The sequence below is a fragment of the Schlegelella aquatica genome (genome assembly GCF_026013905.1).
GTDB lineage: Bacteria > Pseudomonadota > Gammaproteobacteria > Burkholderiales > Burkholderiaceae_C > Caldimonas > Caldimonas aquatica.
On the sequence record NZ_CP110257.1, the window covers coordinates 1,327,269 to 1,342,970 of the forward strand.

The 15,702-nt window shown below is 68.2% G+C and carries 13 protein-coding genes; 5 read left to right on the top strand and 8 right to left on the bottom strand.

Annotated elements, in window-relative coordinates:
• Window positions 1-2: 2 nt before the first annotated feature.
• The 6 genes from OMP39_RS06050 to OMP39_RS06075 form a co-directional block, all read right to left on the bottom strand.
• Window positions 3-293, bottom strand: coding sequence for a DUF1330 domain-containing protein (locus tag OMP39_RS06050; RefSeq protein ID WP_264893958.1), 291 nt, complete (start codon window positions 291-293; stop codon window positions 3-5).
• A gap of 9 nt (window positions 294-302) precedes the next feature.
• A complete protein-coding gene (gene kdsA, locus OMP39_RS06055) occupies window positions 303-1,157 on the bottom strand; it encodes a 3-deoxy-8-phosphooctulonate synthase (RefSeq protein ID WP_264893960.1) in 855 nt (284 codons plus the stop codon).
• 33 nt (window positions 1,158-1,190) lie between these two features.
• The gene (locus OMP39_RS06060) at window positions 1,191-2,849 is read right to left on the bottom strand and encodes a CTP synthase (protein ID WP_264893962.1); all 1,659 of its coding nucleotides are present in this window, start codon (window positions 2,847-2,849) and stop codon (window positions 1,191-1,193) included.
• Between the two features lie 111 nt (window positions 2,850-2,960).
• Window positions 2,961-3,815, bottom strand: a complete 855-nt coding sequence (locus OMP39_RS06065) for an alpha/beta fold hydrolase (protein ID WP_264893964.1) — start codon at window positions 3,813-3,815, stop codon at window positions 2,961-2,963.
• Window positions 3,812-6,355 carry a DNA mismatch repair protein MutS gene (gene mutS / locus OMP39_RS06070; RefSeq protein WP_264894454.1) on the bottom strand — a complete coding sequence of 848 codons (2,544 nt, stop codon included), beginning with the start codon at window positions 6,353-6,355 and terminating at the stop codon, window positions 3,812-3,814. The genes OMP39_RS06065 and mutS overlap by 4 nt, the downstream gene beginning before the upstream one ends.
• Before the next feature lie 99 nt (window positions 6,356-6,454).
• Window positions 6,455-7,510 (bottom strand): inositol monophosphatase family protein, encoded by a 1,056-nt coding sequence (locus OMP39_RS06075; RefSeq protein ID WP_264893966.1) that lies wholly within the window; start codon window positions 7,508-7,510, stop codon window positions 6,455-6,457.
• A 182-nt stretch (window positions 7,511-7,692) separates the two neighbouring features.
• Here OMP39_RS06075 and OMP39_RS06080 point away from each other — a divergent pair, with 182 nt between their 5' ends.
• The 3 genes from OMP39_RS06080 to cysE all read left to right on the top strand — a co-directional run bounded on the left by OMP39_RS06080 (window position 7,693) and on the right by cysE (window position 11,603).
• Window positions 7,693-8,481, top strand: coding sequence for an RNA methyltransferase (locus OMP39_RS06080; protein ID WP_264893968.1), 789 nt, complete (start codon window positions 7,693-7,695; stop codon window positions 8,479-8,481).
• Between the two features lie 351 nt (window positions 8,482-8,832).
• The gene (locus OMP39_RS06085; protein ID WP_264893970.1) at window positions 8,833-10,683 is read left to right on the top strand and encodes a right-handed parallel beta-helix repeat-containing protein; all 1,851 of its coding nucleotides are present in this window, start codon (window positions 8,833-8,835) and stop codon (window positions 10,681-10,683) included.
• A gap of 149 nt (window positions 10,684-10,832) precedes the next feature.
• Window positions 10,833-11,603: a serine O-acetyltransferase gene (gene cysE / locus OMP39_RS06090; RefSeq protein ID WP_264893973.1), complete on the top strand. Its 771-nt coding sequence runs from the start codon at window positions 10,833-10,835 to the stop codon at window positions 11,601-11,603.
• 93 nt (window positions 11,604-11,696) lie between these two features.
• Here the strand turns inward: cysE and mog are convergent, their stop codons facing one another.
• Together mog and yjgA are read right to left on the bottom strand one after the other, a co-directional pair.
• On the bottom strand, window positions 11,697-12,296 hold the full coding sequence (mog, locus tag OMP39_RS06095) for a molybdopterin adenylyltransferase (protein WP_264893975.1): 600 nt from the start codon (window positions 12,294-12,296) through the stop codon (window positions 11,697-11,699).
• Entirely contained in the window at window positions 12,289-12,834 is a 546-nt protein-coding gene (gene yjgA / locus OMP39_RS06100; protein WP_264893977.1) for a ribosome biogenesis factor YjgA, read from the bottom strand. Before yjgA ends, mog begins: the two co-directional genes overlap by 8 nt.
• A 152-nt stretch (window positions 12,835-12,986) precedes the next feature.
• Between yjgA and pmbA the strand changes: the two genes are divergently transcribed.
• Window positions 12,987-14,369 carry a metalloprotease PmbA gene (pmbA, locus tag OMP39_RS06105; RefSeq protein WP_264893979.1) on the top strand — a complete coding sequence of 461 codons (1,383 nt, stop codon included), beginning with the start codon at window positions 12,987-12,989 and terminating at the stop codon, window positions 14,367-14,369.
• A 177-nt stretch (window positions 14,370-14,546) separates the two neighbouring features.
• Window positions 14,547-15,626: a TRAP transporter substrate-binding protein gene (locus OMP39_RS06110; protein WP_264893981.1), complete on the top strand. Its 1,080-nt coding sequence runs from the start codon at window positions 14,547-14,549 to the stop codon at window positions 15,624-15,626.
• Window positions 15,627-15,702 lie beyond the last annotated feature (76 nt).

The following is a 15,702-nucleotide window of genomic DNA, read 5'->3' on the forward strand; positions in this document are numbered from 1 at the left end:
CGTTACAAACCTTCCACGACCACCATGCGCATGAGGGCGGCGCCGGCGCGCGCATCGCGGGCGCGGCGGTACTCGGCGGAGTCGTAGAAGGCGCGGGCCTGGTCCATCGACGGGAACTTGAGGATCACCAGGCGCGTGGGCTGCCAGCGGCCCTCCAGCACCTGCACCTGCCCGCCGCGCACCAGCACTTCGGCGCCATGCGCCTGCATCGCCTGGGTGGACCACTTGCGGTACTCGGCATACTGCTCGTCGTTGGTGACCGTGACGTCGGCGATGATGTAGGCAGGCTTCATCGGGCAGGCTCAGTTGAAGTCGTTCTCGAGGAACCCGTGGCGCTTGGTGACGCGATCGAGCTCCAGCAGCGTCTCGAGCAGGGCCTTCATGCGGCGCAGCGGCACGGCGTTGGGGCCGTCGCTCAGGGCCTTGCTCGGCTCGGGGTGCGTCTCCATGAACAGGCCCGCCACGCCGACCGCCACGGCGGCTCGCGAGAGCACCGGCACGAACTCGCGCTGCCCGCCCGAGCTGGTGCCCTGGCCGCCCGGCAGCTGCACCGAGTGCGTGGCGTCGAAGACGACCGGCGCGCCCGTCTCGCGCATGATGACGAGCGATCGCATGTCGGAGACGAGGTTGTTGTAGCCGAAGCTCGCGCCGCGCTCGCACGCGAGGAAGTTGTCCTCCGGCAGGCACTTTTCACGGGCCGCCGCGCGCGCCTTGTCGATCACGTTCTTCATGTCGCCCGGCGCGAGGAACTGGCCCTTCTTGATGTTGACCGGCTTGCCGGACTGGGCGACGGCGCGAATGAAGTCGGTCTGGCGGCACAGGAACGCCGGCGTCTGCAGCACGTCCACCACGGCCGCGACGGCCGGCACTTCTTCTTCGGTGTGCACGTCGGTCAGCACCGGCACGCCCAGCTCGCGCTTGACCTTGGCCAGGATCTCCAGACCCTTTTCCATGCCGGGGCCGCGGAACGAGGCCCCGGAGGAGCGGTTGGCCTTGTCGTAGCTGGACTTGAAGATGAACGCGATGCCCAGCTCGGAGGTGATCTCCTTGAGCGTGCCGGCGGTGTCCATCTGCAGCTGCTCGGACTCGACCACGCACGGGCCGGAGATCAGGAAAAAGGGCTGGTCCAGCCCCACCTTGAAGCCGCAAAGTTCCATCGATGTTCCTCGAGGGGCGAGGCGCGGCGGCGATCAGCCGGCCTGGCGGCGCTGACGCTGGTGCTCCAGCGCCGCGCGGATGTAAGACTTGAACAGCGGGTGGCCGTCCCACGGGGTGGACTTGAACTCCGGGTGGAACTGCACACCCATGAACCACGGATGCACGTCGCGCGGCAACTCGACGATCTCGGTGAGCTTCTCGCGCTGCGTGATGGCCGAGATCACCAGGCCCGCTTCTTCCAACTGGGCGAGGTACTTCTCGTTGGCCTCGTAGCGGTGACGGTGACGCTCGGTGACCACGTCGCCATAGATCTCGTGGGCCAGCGTGCCGGGTTTGACGTCGGAGCTTTGAGCACCGAGGCGCATCGTGCCGCCCAGGTCCGAGTTGGCGTCCCGGCGCTGGATGGTGCCGTCGGCCTCCTGCCATTCGTCGATCAGCGCGATGACGGGGTGTTTGGCCTGCGCGTCGAACTCGGTGCTGTTGGCACCCTCCAGCCCGGCCTTGTGGCGCGCGTACTCGATCGTGGCCACCTGCATGCCCAGGCAGATGCCCAGGTACGGGATCTTGTGCTCGCGGGCGTACTGCGCGGCCAGGATCTTGCCCTCGACGCCCCGCTTGCCGAAACCGCCCGGCACGAGGATGGCGTCGTACTTGGCGAGCTTGTCGACGTTGGCCGGCGACAGCTCCTCGGAGTCGACGTACTCGATGCGCACGCGCGCATGGTTGTGGATGCCGGCGTGCCGCAGCGCCTCGTTGAGCGACTTGTACGAATCGCTCAGGTCCACGTACTTGCCGCACATGGCGATGGTGACTTCGTGCTGCGGGTGCTCGACCTCATAGACGAGCTTGTCCCACTTGCCGAGGTCGGCCGGCTTGGTCGACAGGTGCAGCTTGGTGCAGATCAGCTGGTCCAGACCCTGCTCGTGCAGCATGCGGGGCACCTTGTAGATGGTGTCCACATCCCACACCGAGATCACGCCGTATTCCGGCACGTTGGTGAAGAGCGAGATCTTCTCGCGCTCGTCGTCGGGGATGCGGCGGTCGGCGCGGCACAGCAGCGCATCGGGCTGGATGCCGATCTCGCGCAGCTTCTGCACGGTGTGCTGCGTGGGCTTGGTCTTGAGCTCGCCGGCGGCCGCGATCCACGGCACGTACGTCAGGTGCACGAAGGCGGTGTTGTTGGGGCCGAGGCGCAGGCTCATCTGCCGCACCGCCTCGAGGAAGGGCAGGGACTCGATGTCGCCCACGGTGCCGCCGATCTCGACGATGGCGACCTCGACCTCGTCGGGGGTGCCCACCCCCGCGCCGCGCTTGATGAACTCCTGGATCTCGTTGGTGACGTGCGGGATCACCTGCACCGTCTTGCCCAGGTAGTCGCCGCGGCGCTCCTTCTCGAGCACGCTCTTGTAGATCTGGCCGGTGGTGAAGTTGTTGCTGCGCTTCATCTTGGTGGTGATGAAGCGCTCGTAGTGGCCCAGGTCCAGGTCGGTCTCGGCGCCGTCATCCGTCACGAACACCTCGCCGTGCTGGAACGGCGACATCGTGCCGGGATCGACGTTGATGTAGGGATCGAGCTTGATGAGGGTGACTTTGAGGCCGCGCGATTCGAGGATCGCAGCCAGGGATGCCGACGCGATGCCCTTGCCGAGGGAGGACACCACACCGCCGGTGACGAAGACGTACTTGGTCATTGCGAGCAGCGGCCGCTTGCGCGACCGCTGTGGTGGTAAAGAGGCATTATATCGACGCGTTGCGCGAGCGCCGGGTGTCGCGCTTTGAGGGTATGCCTGGGGCGCAGGCTGTCAGCGGCGGCTGGCGGGGCGGGCCGGCTCGCGCTCGAAGCGCTCGAGCCACTCGGTCACGGCTTGCACCGTCTCGAAGGGCTTCTCGAAGGGGTAGAGGTGGCTGCCTTCGATCCAGCTGATGCGCCCGTGCGTGATCTGCTCGGTGGCGCGCAGGCCCACCTGGCGCACCTCCACGGAGCGGGTGCCGCCGATGAAGGCCACCGGCACGCGCAGCGGTCGGCGCCGCAGCAGGTGGTGGATGTGGTGCGGCAGCGTGTTGTAGATGTCCGTCTCGATCTCGCGCTTGAAGGCCAGGGTGCGTTGCTCGCCCGCGGGCTGCGTGCCGGCGGCGATGTAGTCCGCCAGCACCTCGGGGTGCCAGCTCGCGAAGTTGGGCTTGCTGGCGAAATGCGACAACGCCTCGTCGGCGCTGCCCCAGGCGTCGCGGCGCTGGCGCGAGATCTTGCCCGGCGAGACGCGGCCGATCCAGCCGGCGGCCTTGAACAGCTGCACGCCCCTCGCCTTGAGGCCGTAGAGCACCGGGGAGTCGAGCAGCACGACGCCTCGCGCGAGGTCGGGCCGGTAGATCGCGGCCAGCAGGCTCAGGAACCCACCGAGCGAGTGGCCGACGAGCCAGGCAGGCCGCTGCGGCACTTCGCGCTCGATGAAGTGGATGAGCTGGTCGCGCAGATGCGGCCAGTTGTTCGTGACCGGGTACCGCGGATCGTGGCCGAACTTCTCGATGGCGTGGACCTCGTACCCCTGCGCGCGCAAGCGATCGAAGAGCAGACGGTAGGTCCCGGCCGGAAAGCCGTTGGCGTGCGAAAAGACGATAGGCGAAAGAGACGACATCGGGGGTGTGGGAGCGGTCATAGCAGCTTCTTCAGCCGGTACAGCGCGTCCAGCGCCTGACGGGGGGAGAGCTCATCGGGCTGCAACGCGGCGAGGGCTTCTTCGACGGGCGACGGCTGGGGCGGTTGCGGCACCGCAGGCGTCGCGGGGGCTGCAAAGAGGTCGATCTGCGCGTCGCTCGCACGCTGCTGGCTTTCGAGCGACTCCAGCGTGGCGCGCGCCTGCCGGATGAGCGAGGGCGGCATGCCCGCCAGCCGCGCCACCTGCACGCCGTAGCTGCGGCTGGCCGGCCCGGGCTGGATCTCGTGCAGGAAGACGAGGTCGTCGCCCGACTCCACCGCGCCGACGTGCACGTTCAGGGCCCGCTCATGCCGGGCGGGGAATTGCGTCAGCTCGAAGTAGTGGGTGGCGAACAGCGTGAAGGAGCGGTTGCGGTCGTGCAAGTGGCTCGCGATGGCGCCCGCGAGCGCCAGGCCGTCGAAGGTGGAAGTGCCACGCCCGATCTCGTCCATCAGCACCAGCGAATGCTCGGTCGCGCCGTGCACGATCGCGGCCGCTTCGGTCATCTCCAGCATGAAGGTGGACTGCGCGTTGGCGAGGTCGTCCGCGGCCCCGATGCGGGTGTGGATGGCGTCGATGGGCCCCAGGCGGCAGTTCTTCGCGGGCACGTAGGAGCCGATGGCCGCCAGCAGCACGATCAAGGCCACCTGACGCATGAAGGTGGACTTGCCCCCCATGTTCGGGCCGGTGATGATGAGCATGCGTCGGTTGGCATCGAGCCGGCAGTCGTTGGGCATGAAGCGGCCTGCGCCCGTTTCCTGCAGGCGGGCTTCCACCACGGGGTGACGGCCTTGCTCGATCTCGATGCACGGCTCCTTGACGAACTGCGGCCGGCACCACTGGAGGGTGGCGGCCCGCTCGGCCAGCGCGCCGAGCGCGTCCAGCGTGGCCAGGGCCTCGGCCAGCGCGCCCAGCGCCGCCAGGTGCGGCTGCAGGTCTTCGAGCAGCTGCTCATAGAGCCACTTCTCGCGCGCCAGCGCCCGGTCCTGGGCCGACAGCGCCTTGTCCTCGAAGGCCTTGAGCTCAGGAGTGATGAAGCGCTCGGCATTCTTCAGCGTCTGGCGGCGCTGGTAGTCCATCGGCACGCGGCCCAGGGCCCCTTGCGTGACCTCGATGTAGAAACCGTGCACCTTGTTGTACTGCACGCGCAGGTTCGCAATGCCGGTGCGTGCGCGCTCGCGCGCTTCCAATTCGACGAGGAAGGCGTCGCAGTTCTGGCTGATCGCGCGCAACTCGTCCAGCTCGGCATCGAAGCCGGGTGCGATCACCCCGCCGTCGCGCAGCATCACGGCGGGCTCCTCGGCGAGGGTGCACACGAGCCGTTCGAGGATCGTGCCGTCGGGCTGGAGTGCTGCGGCCAGGCGTTCCAGCAGCGGCGCGTGCCCCGGGGGCAGGGTCGCGCGCAGGGCGGGCAGAGCGGCCAGCGTCGCTCGCAGGCCGGCCAACTCCCGGGGGCGCACCTGGCGCAGCGCCAGGCGCGCCGTGATGCGCTCCACGTCGCTCGTCTGCCGCAGCGCGTCGCGCAAGCGGTCGAAGCCGTGCTCCATCAGACAGGCGATGGCTTCGTGCCGTTGGATCGCGACCTCGCGGTCGCGCATCGGGTGGCACAGCCAACGCCTGAGCATGCGGCTGCCCATGCCGGTGCGGCAGGTGTCGAGCACCGACAGCAAGGTCGGCTTGTCCTCGCCGCGCAGTGTCTGGGTCAGCTCCAGGTTGCGGTGGGTGGCGGGCGGCAGCTCAAGCAAGTCGCTGGCGCGCTGCACTTCGAGCGTGGCCACGTGCGCCAGCGCCCGGCCCTGCGTGTGCTCGGCGTACGACAGGAGCGCAGCCGCCGCGGCGTGGGCCAGGGCCAGGTCTTGGGCATTGAAACCGGCGAGGCTCGCCACGCGCAGCTGCTCGCACAGCTTGCGCGCGCCCAGCGCCGCGTCGAACTGCCACCCCGGGCGCTTGGTGAGCGCGCAGCGCTGCTGCTGGACACAGGCGGGCCAGTCGCCCTCGGCCAGCAGGATCTCCGCCGGCTGCAACCGGGCCAGCCAGGTGGCCAGTTCGCGTTCCACGCATTCGGTCAGTCCGAGCCGCCCGCTGGCCAGGCCCAGCCACGCCAGCCCGAAGCGGGCCGCTTGACGGTGCAGGGCCACGAGCAGAGTGTCGGCCTTGTCCGAGAGGAGTTCGGTGTCGGTCACCGTGCCGGGCGTCACCACGCGCACCACCTTGCGCTCGACCGGCCCTTTGGTCGCGCCGACCTCGCCCACCTGTTCGCAGATGGCCACAGCCTCGCCGAGCTTGATCAGCTTGGCCAGATACGACTCCACGGCGTGCACCGGCACGCCGGCCATCACCACCGGCTGGCCCGCGCTTTGGCCCCGCGTGGTGAGGGTGATGTCGAGCAGACGGTTGGCCTTGACCGCGTCGTCGAAGAACAGCTCGTAGAAGTCGCCCATCCGGTAGAAGACGAGCGTGTCCGGAAACTGCGCCTTGATGCGCAGGTACTGCTGCATCATGGGCGTGTGCTGCGCGAAGTCCGCACTGCCCAGGGCCCCTTGCGTGCGCTCGCGCGTCGCCGCGTCCGCGTGCTTCATCGCCGGCTCCCGTCGTGGGCGTCAGAAGGGGGCGGTGTCGTCTTGCGTGTCGTCGCGGCGCTCGCCCGCGGCAGCGGGCGATCCGCTGGCGGGGCCCGTCCCGGCCTTGCTCTTGCCGGCCTTTTCGGCCTCCACGTCGGCCCGGCGCAGGCGCACGGGGCCCTTCTTGCGGGGCGGTGCGGGGGGTGCGGCCTCTTCGTGAGCCTCGGGCTCCGCCGCAGCGGTGGGCGAGGGCTTCGCCTGCGCGCCTTCGGGGGCTTCGACTTCCTTGATGACGCGGGTGAAGGGCGAAAGCATCTGCACGAGCTGCCCGTAGATGCGCGGCGTGCCCGCCACCACCTCGCGTTGATGCAGGAAGTCCGGCTCGCCGGTGAAATTGCCGATGAGGCCACCGGCCTCGGTGATGATCAGCGAGCCTGCGGCCACGTCCCACGGGTTGAGGCCCGTCTCGAAGAAGCCGTCGTAGTACCCGGCGGCCACGTAGCAGAGGTCCAAGGCGGCCGCGCCGGGGCGGCGCACGCCGGCGCAGCTTTGCATCACCAGTTCGAACATCTTCATGTAGCGCTTGAAGTTGTCGCCCTTGCGGAAAGGAAAGCCGGTGCCGATGAGCGCATCGGACATCCGGGTGCGCTTGGAGACGCGGATGCGCTTGTCGTTGAGGTAGGCGCCGCGCCCCTTGGAGGCATAGAAGAGGTCGTTGCGGGCCGGGTCGTACACGACGGCCTGCTGGATCTGCCCGCGCACCTGCAGCGCGATGGACACCGCGTACACCGGGAAGCCGTGGATGAAGTTGGTGGTGCCGTCCAGCGGATCGATGATCCAGACGTGGTCGCTGTCGCGCTTGCCGTGGGTGCGCCCGGATTCTTCGGCCAGGATGCCGTGGCCGGGGTAGGCCGTGAGCAGTGTCTCGATGATGGCCTGCTCGGCCGCGTGGTCCACCTCGGTGACGAAGTCGTTGGGCGACTTGGCGCTCACGCGCAGCAGGTCCAGGTCCAACGATGCCCGGTTGATGATCGCGCCGGCGGCGCGCGCGGCCTTGATCGCGGTGTTGAGCATCGGATGGAGGGCTTGGGACATAAGCGAAACCTGTCTGGGCGGATGGGGGCGGCTTCGGACGACGCAGCCGAGCCGCAGGCGGACGTTGACGGGAATGAAAGAGCAAAGACGGCGCCGGCAGGTCGGGCCTGCGGGCGCCATCACGATAATGCTCGAAATTCTATCCTGCCCGCCGGTCACGCCAGTGCGGCCCCGTTTGCGCGATGTCCACCTACTTGCCCGACCCCTGCCTTTGCGATCCCGCGGCGGCGACCCGCTTCGTGCTCGTGGGCACGAGCCACCCTGGCAACGTCGGGGCCGCGGCCCGGGCGATGAAGGTGATGGGATTTCGCCAGCTCGTGCTCGTCTCGCCCCGCCATGCCGACGTGCTGGTGCAGGAGGAGACGGTGGCGATGGCGAGCGGGGCGGCAGACATCCTCGTGAGAGCACGTATCGCAGGCACGCTCGCCGAGGCTCTCGACGGTGTGACCCATGCCTGCGCCACCGCGATGGTCTCGCGCGACTTCGGTCCGCCGACCCATGCGCCGCGGCCCTTCCTGCCGACGCTGGCCCAGCGGGGTGAGCGCGTCGCGTTCGTCTTCGGGCCCGAGCGGTATGGCTTGGCCAACGAGGACGTCTACCGCTGCCACAGCGTGCTTTCGATCCCCACGGCTCCCGACTACGGCTCGCTCAACCTGGCGCAGGCGGTGCAGGTGATCGCCTACGAGTGGCGACAGGCGCTCGGAGGGTTCGAGGTGCACCCGCGCACCGCGGTGACGGGGCGCGCGGATGCCCGTGCCGTGCAGGGCGTCCTGTCCCACTGGGAGCAGGCGCTGGTGCACATCGGCTTCCTCGATCCGTCGGCGCCCAAGAAGCTCCTGCCCCGGCTCAATCAGCTCTTCAACCGCGCGGAGCTGACCGAGGAGGAAGTCCACATCCTGCGCGGCATCGCGAGGGCGATGCTGCGCACACGGGCAGCGCCGGGATCCGGCGGGACGCACGAATCGCCCTGAGCGAGAGGGCCGGGTACGCGCCGGCGTGCCTCGGCGACGTCCGGCCGCACGTTGTGCAAACAAGTTCGCACGTCTCGTGAGTACGTGGACCGGCATGTAACCGGCCGTGGCCCGCGTCCAGAGAGGCAGGACACCGCTGCCGTTTCGGCCGCTTACGTTCGCCCGACTCGATCCCGAAGAATCCGCCCCGCCTCCGGTGCGATCGCGTCGGAAGAAGCAACGCCCGCGTCGTGCGGTCTTCGTGCGAACGCGGTGTCTCGAACACACAGTCGTTGGGAAACTCTGATGTCGTCGTTTGCACGGCCTAGCCGGCCTTTGCTTGCTTTGCTTTCTCATGCGGGATGGTCCCGCATGCCTTGGCGCCTGACGGTCAGCGCGGTGGCACTTGCCGCCGGGCTGAGTGCCTGCGGTGGGGGTGGCAGCGCCACGTCCACGGCCGAGGCGAGCCCCGACAGCGTCGATACCGCCGAATCGGGCGAAGCACCCGGCCTCGGGGAGAGCGACGGGACGAACACCGTCGATCCGTCTGCTTTCGATGCCGACCTCAGTGGAGCGGCCCCTCAGTTCGCGGGAGCCGACCCCGAGCAGGCCGAGCGCATGTCGGTGTCCTCGAATGCAACCACGCCCGGTACCGTGTCCACCCCGTATCCCACGCTGCACAGCCTCACGATCGAGTGGCCCATCAGCGGGGATGCGGACCTGGACGGGGTAGTGTCGGTGCGGTTCCGCGAGCGGGGCGCGACCACCTGGCGTACCGCGATGGCGCTGCGCCGTGTGCCTGCGGGCAGCAACGCCGGCTTCTCATGGGGCAACCGGCACTCCGGCAGCCTGATGGACCTGAAGCCGGGTACCACCTACGAGATCGAGCTCAACCTGAAGGACCCGGACGGAGGCTCTACGGTGCGCATGGTGCAGGCGCGCACGCGGCCGGTGCCGGCCCCGATGGCGAACGCGCCGGTGAAGGCGGTCACCCCGTCGAACTTCTCCAGCGTGGCGGCCTCTGCGCAGCCCGGAGACGTGCTGCAGCTCGGCCCCGGCACCTACAGCGGCTTCAGCTGGTCGAGAAGCGGGGTGGAGGGCAAGCCCATCGTCATCCGGGGCAGCAGCGGCGCGGTCATCAACGGCAACGTCGACATCATCGGTCAGCAGCACGTGCACCTCACCGGGCTGACGATCAACGGGCGGGTCCGATTCAACAGCTCCAAGCATGTCGCGATCACGCGCAACACGATCAAGACCAACGGAGACGGCATCGTCACCTTCCTGCGCGCGGAGAACGCCTACATCGCCGACAACGTGGTCACCGGCGCCACGGCCTGGGCCGCGTCCTCGCTCGGGGTCAGCGGCAACAACGTGGGCGAGGGGATCCTCGTGACCGGGCCCGGCCACGTGGTCATGAACAACCGCGTCATCGGGTTCCGCGACGGGATCTCGTTCCTCGAGCAGTCCGAGGCCGTCGATCAGTTCAGCATCGACGTGCTGAACAACGACATCCGCAATGCGGCCGACGATGGCATCGAGGCCGACTACTGCTTCCACAACTGCCGCATCCTGCGCAACCGCATCACCAACGCGTTCATGGGAGCCTCGTCGCAGCCCAGCCTCGGCGGCCCGACGTTCTTCGTGCGCAATGTCATGTACAACGTGCTGATGTCGCCCTTCAAGCTGCACAACGGCAGCACCGGCGATCTGCTGTTGCACAACACGGTGGTCAAGAGCGGCGACGCCCTCGGCATCTTCGCCGGAGCACCGATCCGTCACGCCCGATTCCGGAACAACCTCTTCATCGGTGGGCCGGGCGGCACGTACAACGGCTACAACACGGGTTCTGGCCGCGTGGTGCAGGTGGCCGACCTCGATGCGGCGACCTCGCAGGCGGACTACGATGCGTATGGCACGACCGCCTCGAGCTTCTCCGGGCAACTGGGCAGCGCGCGCTTCGCAAGCCTGGAGGCGCTGCGCAGCCAGACGACCGAAAAGCATGCCGTCCAGGTCGGGCTCAACGTCTTCGCCTCGCCCACCTCGATGCCCGGTTCGCCGATGACGGCCTACAACGCGCCGGACCTGCGTCCCGCGGCGACGGCTGCAGTGGTCGACAAGGGCATCGTCATTCCCAACGTGAACTCCGGTTTCCGCGGGGCGGCACCCGACATCGGGGCCTACGAGGCGGGCAACGCGCTGCCGGTGTACGGGCCGCGCTGACGCGCAGTGGCGATCCGGGGCCTCGTCGCACGGGCGAAGCCCCGGGTCCAAGCCATCGGCGGCGTCGGGGCGAGCGCCGGGCCGCCGGGCAGGACGGGGCGTGCACCGGTACACTGTCACGCTCCGTTTCGTTTCCCGGCAGACGGCCCATGTTTCAGCGCCTGAGAGAAGACATCTCCTGCATCCTGGAGCGCGACCCTGCGGCGCGCTCCGCGTGGGAGGTGCTCACCTGTTACCCGGGCCTGCACGCGCTGCAGATGCATCGGCTGGCGCACTGGTGCTGGGTGCACGGCTGGCGGTGGCTCGGCCGCTTCATCTCGCACCTCGCCCGCTTTTTCACCGGCATCGAGATCCACCCCGGGGCCCGCATCGGCCGCCGCGTGTTCATCGATCACGGCATGGGCGTGGTGATCGGCGAGACCGCCGAGATCGGTGACGACTGCACCATCTACCAAGGCGTGACGCTCGGGGGCACGTCCCTGACTCGCGGCGCCAAGCGTCACCCGACGCTCGGGCGCGGCGTCATCGTGGGTGCGAATGCCCAGGTGCTCGGTGCGTTCACGGTCGGCGACGGTGCCCGCATCGGCTCCAACGCCGTGGTCGTCAAGGAAGTGCCCCCCGGGGCGACGGCGGTCGGCAACCCGGCGCGCGTCCTGCACAAGGAGGCCGAATCGGCACGCGAGGAGGCGGCCAACCGCATGGGGTTCTCGGCCTACGGAATCACGCAGGGCGACGATCCGTTGTCGCAGGCGATCAAGGGCCTGGTGGACAACGCCGCGAGCCAGGAGCACCAGATCGCCTTGCTGTGGCAGGCGATCCAGAAGCTCTCGCACGGACGAAGTGCGCAGGAGTGCGTGCCCAGCGAGGCGCACACGACCGAGCAGTTCGACGCCGAGCAGCTGAACCAGCTCGTCAAGTGATCGCACGGGGGGGCGGGCGCGCCCCCGGCGGTCCGGCCCCGCTGCTCCAGTGCAGGCCCGGCGCCGGCCGGGGCATGGCGCCTTACCGCACCGTCATGCGCTCTTGGCAGGCCGCTGCGCCGACTTGGGCCTGAACGCCTTGCACACGCTCTCGACGGTCTCGATGTACGGTCCGCCGATGAGGTCGATGCAATAGGGCACGGCCGCGAAGATGCCGTGTACCACCGGCTGCCCCTGGTCGTCCTTGAGGCCTTCCAGCGTCTCGGCAATCGACTTCGGCTGGCCCGGCAAGTTGATGATGAGCGCCCGGCCGCGGATCACCGCCACCTGGCGCGAGAGGATGGCGGTCGGCACGAAGCGCAGGCTGATCTGCCGCATTTGCTCGCCGAAGCCGGGCATGACCTTGTCCGCGACGGCGAGCGTGGCTTCCGGCGTCACATCGCGCGGGGCGGGCCCGGTGCCGCCCGTGGTCAACACCAGGTCGCAGCGGCACTCGTCGACCAGCTCGCGCAGGCTGGCGCTGATGCCCTCCTGCTCGTCTGGAATGAGCCGCGTCTCCCAGTCGATGGGGTTGCGCAAGGCGCGCGTGAGCCACTCCTTCAAGGCCGGGATGCCCTTGTCCTCGTACGCGCCGCTGGAGGCGCGGTCGCTGATGGACACCACGCCGATGCGCACACGGTCGAAGTCACTCATCGTCGTTCGTCTCCTGCAGGTACGGCTTGAGAAACTGGAACAGCTCCCGGTACGCGCGGCCGCTGCGCTGCTCGGGGCTCGCGGCGGCATCCTTGCGCGCCGCGCGGATGAGGGCGCGCAGGGGCTGCACGTCGCAGTCCGGGTGCTCGGCCATCCAGCGGGTGAGGGCGTCGTCGTCGGCGATGAGCTCGTCGCGCCAGCGTTCGGTCTGATGCAGCGTCAGGGTGTCGCGGGCGCGGCCGAGTTGGAGCGCGGCGACCGCTTCACGCAAGGGCTGCGAGTCCACACCCCTCATCAGCTTGCCGATGTACTGCATCTGACGCCGACGCCCCTCGTGAGAGCGGGTGCGGTGGTACTCCAGGATGGCTTCGCGCAACGATTCGGGCATCTCGAGCGTGACGAGCTGGTGCGCGGGCAGCGCGGCCAATGCCTCGCCCAAGTCCTGCAACTCGTGCATCGCCTTCTTGCGGCGCGTCTTGCTCGGCCGCTCGGCCTGGGCCGCGGCATCGTCGAATACGTCGGAGTCTCGTCGTGACATGTGTGCTTGCCCTGTCGAGGGGCTTTGCCGCCCGCCGCCCGAAGGCGCGAACCTGTCGCCGCAGGTGGGCGAGCAAGCGTCGCAGTCGGCCGGATGCAAAGCGGGGCTCGCTATCATAAGTCCGCCCTTTACCTCTCTACGACTGTCACACCATGACCGATGCATCCAGGACCCGCGACGACCACGGCTTCTCCTACACGCGCGAGCAGTTCCGCGAGCTCGTGGAGGAAGCCCTACAGGTGGCCAAGCGGTTGGGGGCGAGCGATGCGGCCGCCGAGGTGTCCGAGGGGGTGGGCCTGTCGGTCTCGGTGCGCAAGGGCGAGCTCGAGAACGTCGAGCGCAACCGCGACAAGTCCCTCGGCGTGACGGTGTACCTCGGCAAGCGGCGCGGCAACGCGAGCACGTCCGATTTCTCGCGGCAGGCGCTCGAGCAGACCGTGCGCGCGGCCTACGACATCGCGCGCTTCACCGCCGAGGACCCGGCGGCCGGATTGCCGGACGAGGACGACCTGGCCCTTGGCGCGGAAGCCGCACGCGATCTGGACCTCTTTCATCCCTGGCCGATCGACGCGGAGAAGGCTGCAGAGCTGGCGTTGCGCTGCGAGCAGGCGGCCTTGCAGACCGACAAGCGCATCACCAACTCGGAGGGGGCGGGGGTGTCGGCCCAGCAGTCGCACTTCTACGCCGGCAACACCCGGGGCTTCGGCGGCGGCTACGCGAGCTCGCGCCACTCGATCTCGGTGGCGCCGATAGCCGGCCGCGGCGACGACATGCAACGCGACGCCTGGTACAGCTCGATGCGCGATCCGGCCGAGCTGGCGGCGCCGGAGGCCGTGGGTCGCTATGCGGCCGAGCGTGCGTTGTCGCGGCTCAACGGACGCAAGATCCGCACCTGCGAGTGCCCCGTGCTGTTCGAGTCGACGCTCGCGGCCGGGTTGTTGGGCGGCTTCGTGCAAGCGACGAGCGGCGGCGCGCTGTACCGCAAGGCGAGCTTCCTGCTCGACAGCCTCGGCGAGCAGGTGTTTCCCGAGCACATCGACATCGTCGAGGATCCGCACATCCCGAAGGGCAAGGGCAGCGCTGCGTTCGACGACGAGGGCGTCCGCACGCGGCAGCGCCATGTGGTGCGCGGCGGGCGGGTGGAAGGCTACTTCCTCTCGAGCTACTCGGCGCGCAAGTTGGGCATGAAGACCACCGGCCATGCCGGCGGCTCCCACAACCTCACGCTGCAAAGCCGCCTCACGCAGCCGCAGGACGATCTCGACGAGATGCTTCGCAAGCTGCACCGTGGTCTTTTCGTCATCGAGCTGATGGGGCAGGGCGTCAATTACGTGACGGGTGATTACTCCCGCGGCGCCGCCGGCTTCTGGGTCGAGGACGGACGCATCGCCTATCCGGTGCACGAAATCACCATCGCCGGGAACCTGAAGGATATGTTCCGGCAGATCGTGGCGGTCGGGGCCGATGCCTACACGCTCGGGTCGAAGACCATCGGCTCGGTCCTGATCGAGCGAATGAAAGTCGCGGGCTCCTGAATATTCCCTGAATATGGCGCCGGTATTTATCATGGTCGCCTGAAAATATCCTGATAATCCTGGAGGAAAGCCGGGAGAGCGAATCAGAAGGTTCCCCAACAGAAGCGCCGCTGCATTTCTTTAGAATGCAGCGGTTATTTTTTTCTTACAGCCTTCGGCAATAACTTAGGAGCTTTTGTGGAACGTAGATCCTTCATCCGGGGCGCCGGCCTGGCCGGCGTGCTGGCCGCCGGGGTGGCCCCGGCTGTCCATGCGCAGGCAACGATCCGTTGGCGCCTTGCGTCGAGCTTTCCGAAGTCGCTGGACACCATCTACGGCGGAGCCGAGGTGTTCTCGAAGAAGGTGAGCGAGCTGTCGGGCGGCAAGTTCCAGATCTCGGTCCATGCGGGCGGCGAACTCATGCCTCCCTTTGGCGTGGTGGACGGCGTGCAGAACGGCACGGTCGAGATCGCCCATACGGCCCCCTACTACTTCTTCGGCAAGGACGAAACCTTCGCCATCGGCGGGGCGATCCCGTTCGGACTGAACTCGCGCCAGATGACCGCGTGGATGCAGGAGGGCAACGGCACCAAGCTGATGCGCGAGTTCTATGCGCAGTACAACATCATCAGCTTCTCGGGCGGCAACACCGGGGCCCAGATGGGCGGCTGGTTCCGCAAGGAGGTCAAGACCCTGGCGGACATGAAGGGCCTGAAGTTCCGCATCGGCGGCTTCGCTGGCAAGGTGGTCGAGCGCCTGGGCGGTGTGCCGCAGAACATCCCCGGCGGCGAGATCTACCAGTCGCTGGAGAAGGGCACGATCGACGCCGCCGAATGGATCGGGCCGTACGACGACCAGAAGCTCGGCTTCAACAAGGTGGCGCCCTTCTACTACTACCCCGGCTGGTGGGAAGGTGGCCTGGAGCTGTCCTTCTACATCAACACGAAGGCCTATCAGGGCCTGTCCGCCGAATACAAGGCCATCATCGAGGCGGCGTCGGCCTACGCGCACGTGGACATGCAGGCCAAGTACGACGCCCGCAACCCCGTTGCGCTCAAGCAGCTGGTGGCCCAGAAGACGAAGCTGCTGCCCTATCCGAAGGCCATCCTGGACGCGGCCTTCAAGGAGTCGATGGCGCTGTACTCGGAACTGTCGGCCAGCAACCCGAACTGGAAGAAGGTGTACACCGACTACGCCGCCTTCCGCCGCGATCAGAACTTGTGGTTCCGGTTCACGGAGGCGCAGTTCGACCGCTACATGCAGGCGGCCAAGCTGTAATGACGCGCACCGCGCGGCCTTGGTGGCGGCGCGGTCATTGTCTTCGACCCATTGCCGGGCGCTCGCGAGGGCGCCC

Bases quoted from the DNA above. Each gene is read 5' to 3' on its own strand.
- OMP39_RS06050 (WP_264893958.1), bottom strand. From the start codon at position 293: ATGAAGCCTGCCTACATCATCGCCGACGTCACGGTCACCAACGACGAG.
- kdsA (WP_264893960.1), bottom strand. From the start codon at position 1,157: ATGGAACTTTGCGGCTTCAAGGTGGGGCTGGACCAGCCCTTTTTCCTG.
- OMP39_RS06060 (WP_264893962.1), bottom strand. From the start codon at position 2,849: ATGACCAAGTACGTCTTCGTCACCGGCGGTGTGGTGTCCTCCCTCGGC.
- OMP39_RS06065 (WP_264893964.1), bottom strand. From the start codon at position 3,815: ATGACCGCTCCCACACCCCCGATGTCGTCTCTTTCGCCTATCGTCTTT.
- mutS (WP_264894454.1), bottom strand. From the start codon at position 6,355: ATGATGCAGCAGTACCTGCGCATCAAGGCGCAGTTTCCGGACACGCTC.
- OMP39_RS06075 (WP_264893966.1), bottom strand. From the start codon at position 7,510: ATGTCCCAAGCCCTCCATCCGATGCTCAACACCGCGATCAAGGCCGCG.
- OMP39_RS06080 (WP_264893968.1), top strand. From the start codon at position 7,693: ATGTCCACCTACTTGCCCGACCCCTGCCTTTGCGATCCCGCGGCGGCG.
- OMP39_RS06085 (WP_264893970.1), top strand. From the start codon at position 8,833: ATGCCTTGGCGCCTGACGGTCAGCGCGGTGGCACTTGCCGCCGGGCTG.
- cysE (WP_264893973.1), top strand. From the start codon at position 10,833: ATGTTTCAGCGCCTGAGAGAAGACATCTCCTGCATCCTGGAGCGCGAC.
- mog (WP_264893975.1), bottom strand. From the start codon at position 12,296: ATGAGTGACTTCGACCGTGTGCGCATCGGCGTGGTGTCCATCAGCGAC.
- yjgA (WP_264893977.1), bottom strand. From the start codon at position 12,834: ATGTCACGACGAGACTCCGACGTATTCGACGATGCCGCGGCCCAGGCC.
- pmbA (WP_264893979.1), top strand. From the start codon at position 12,987: ATGACCGATGCATCCAGGACCCGCGACGACCACGGCTTCTCCTACACG.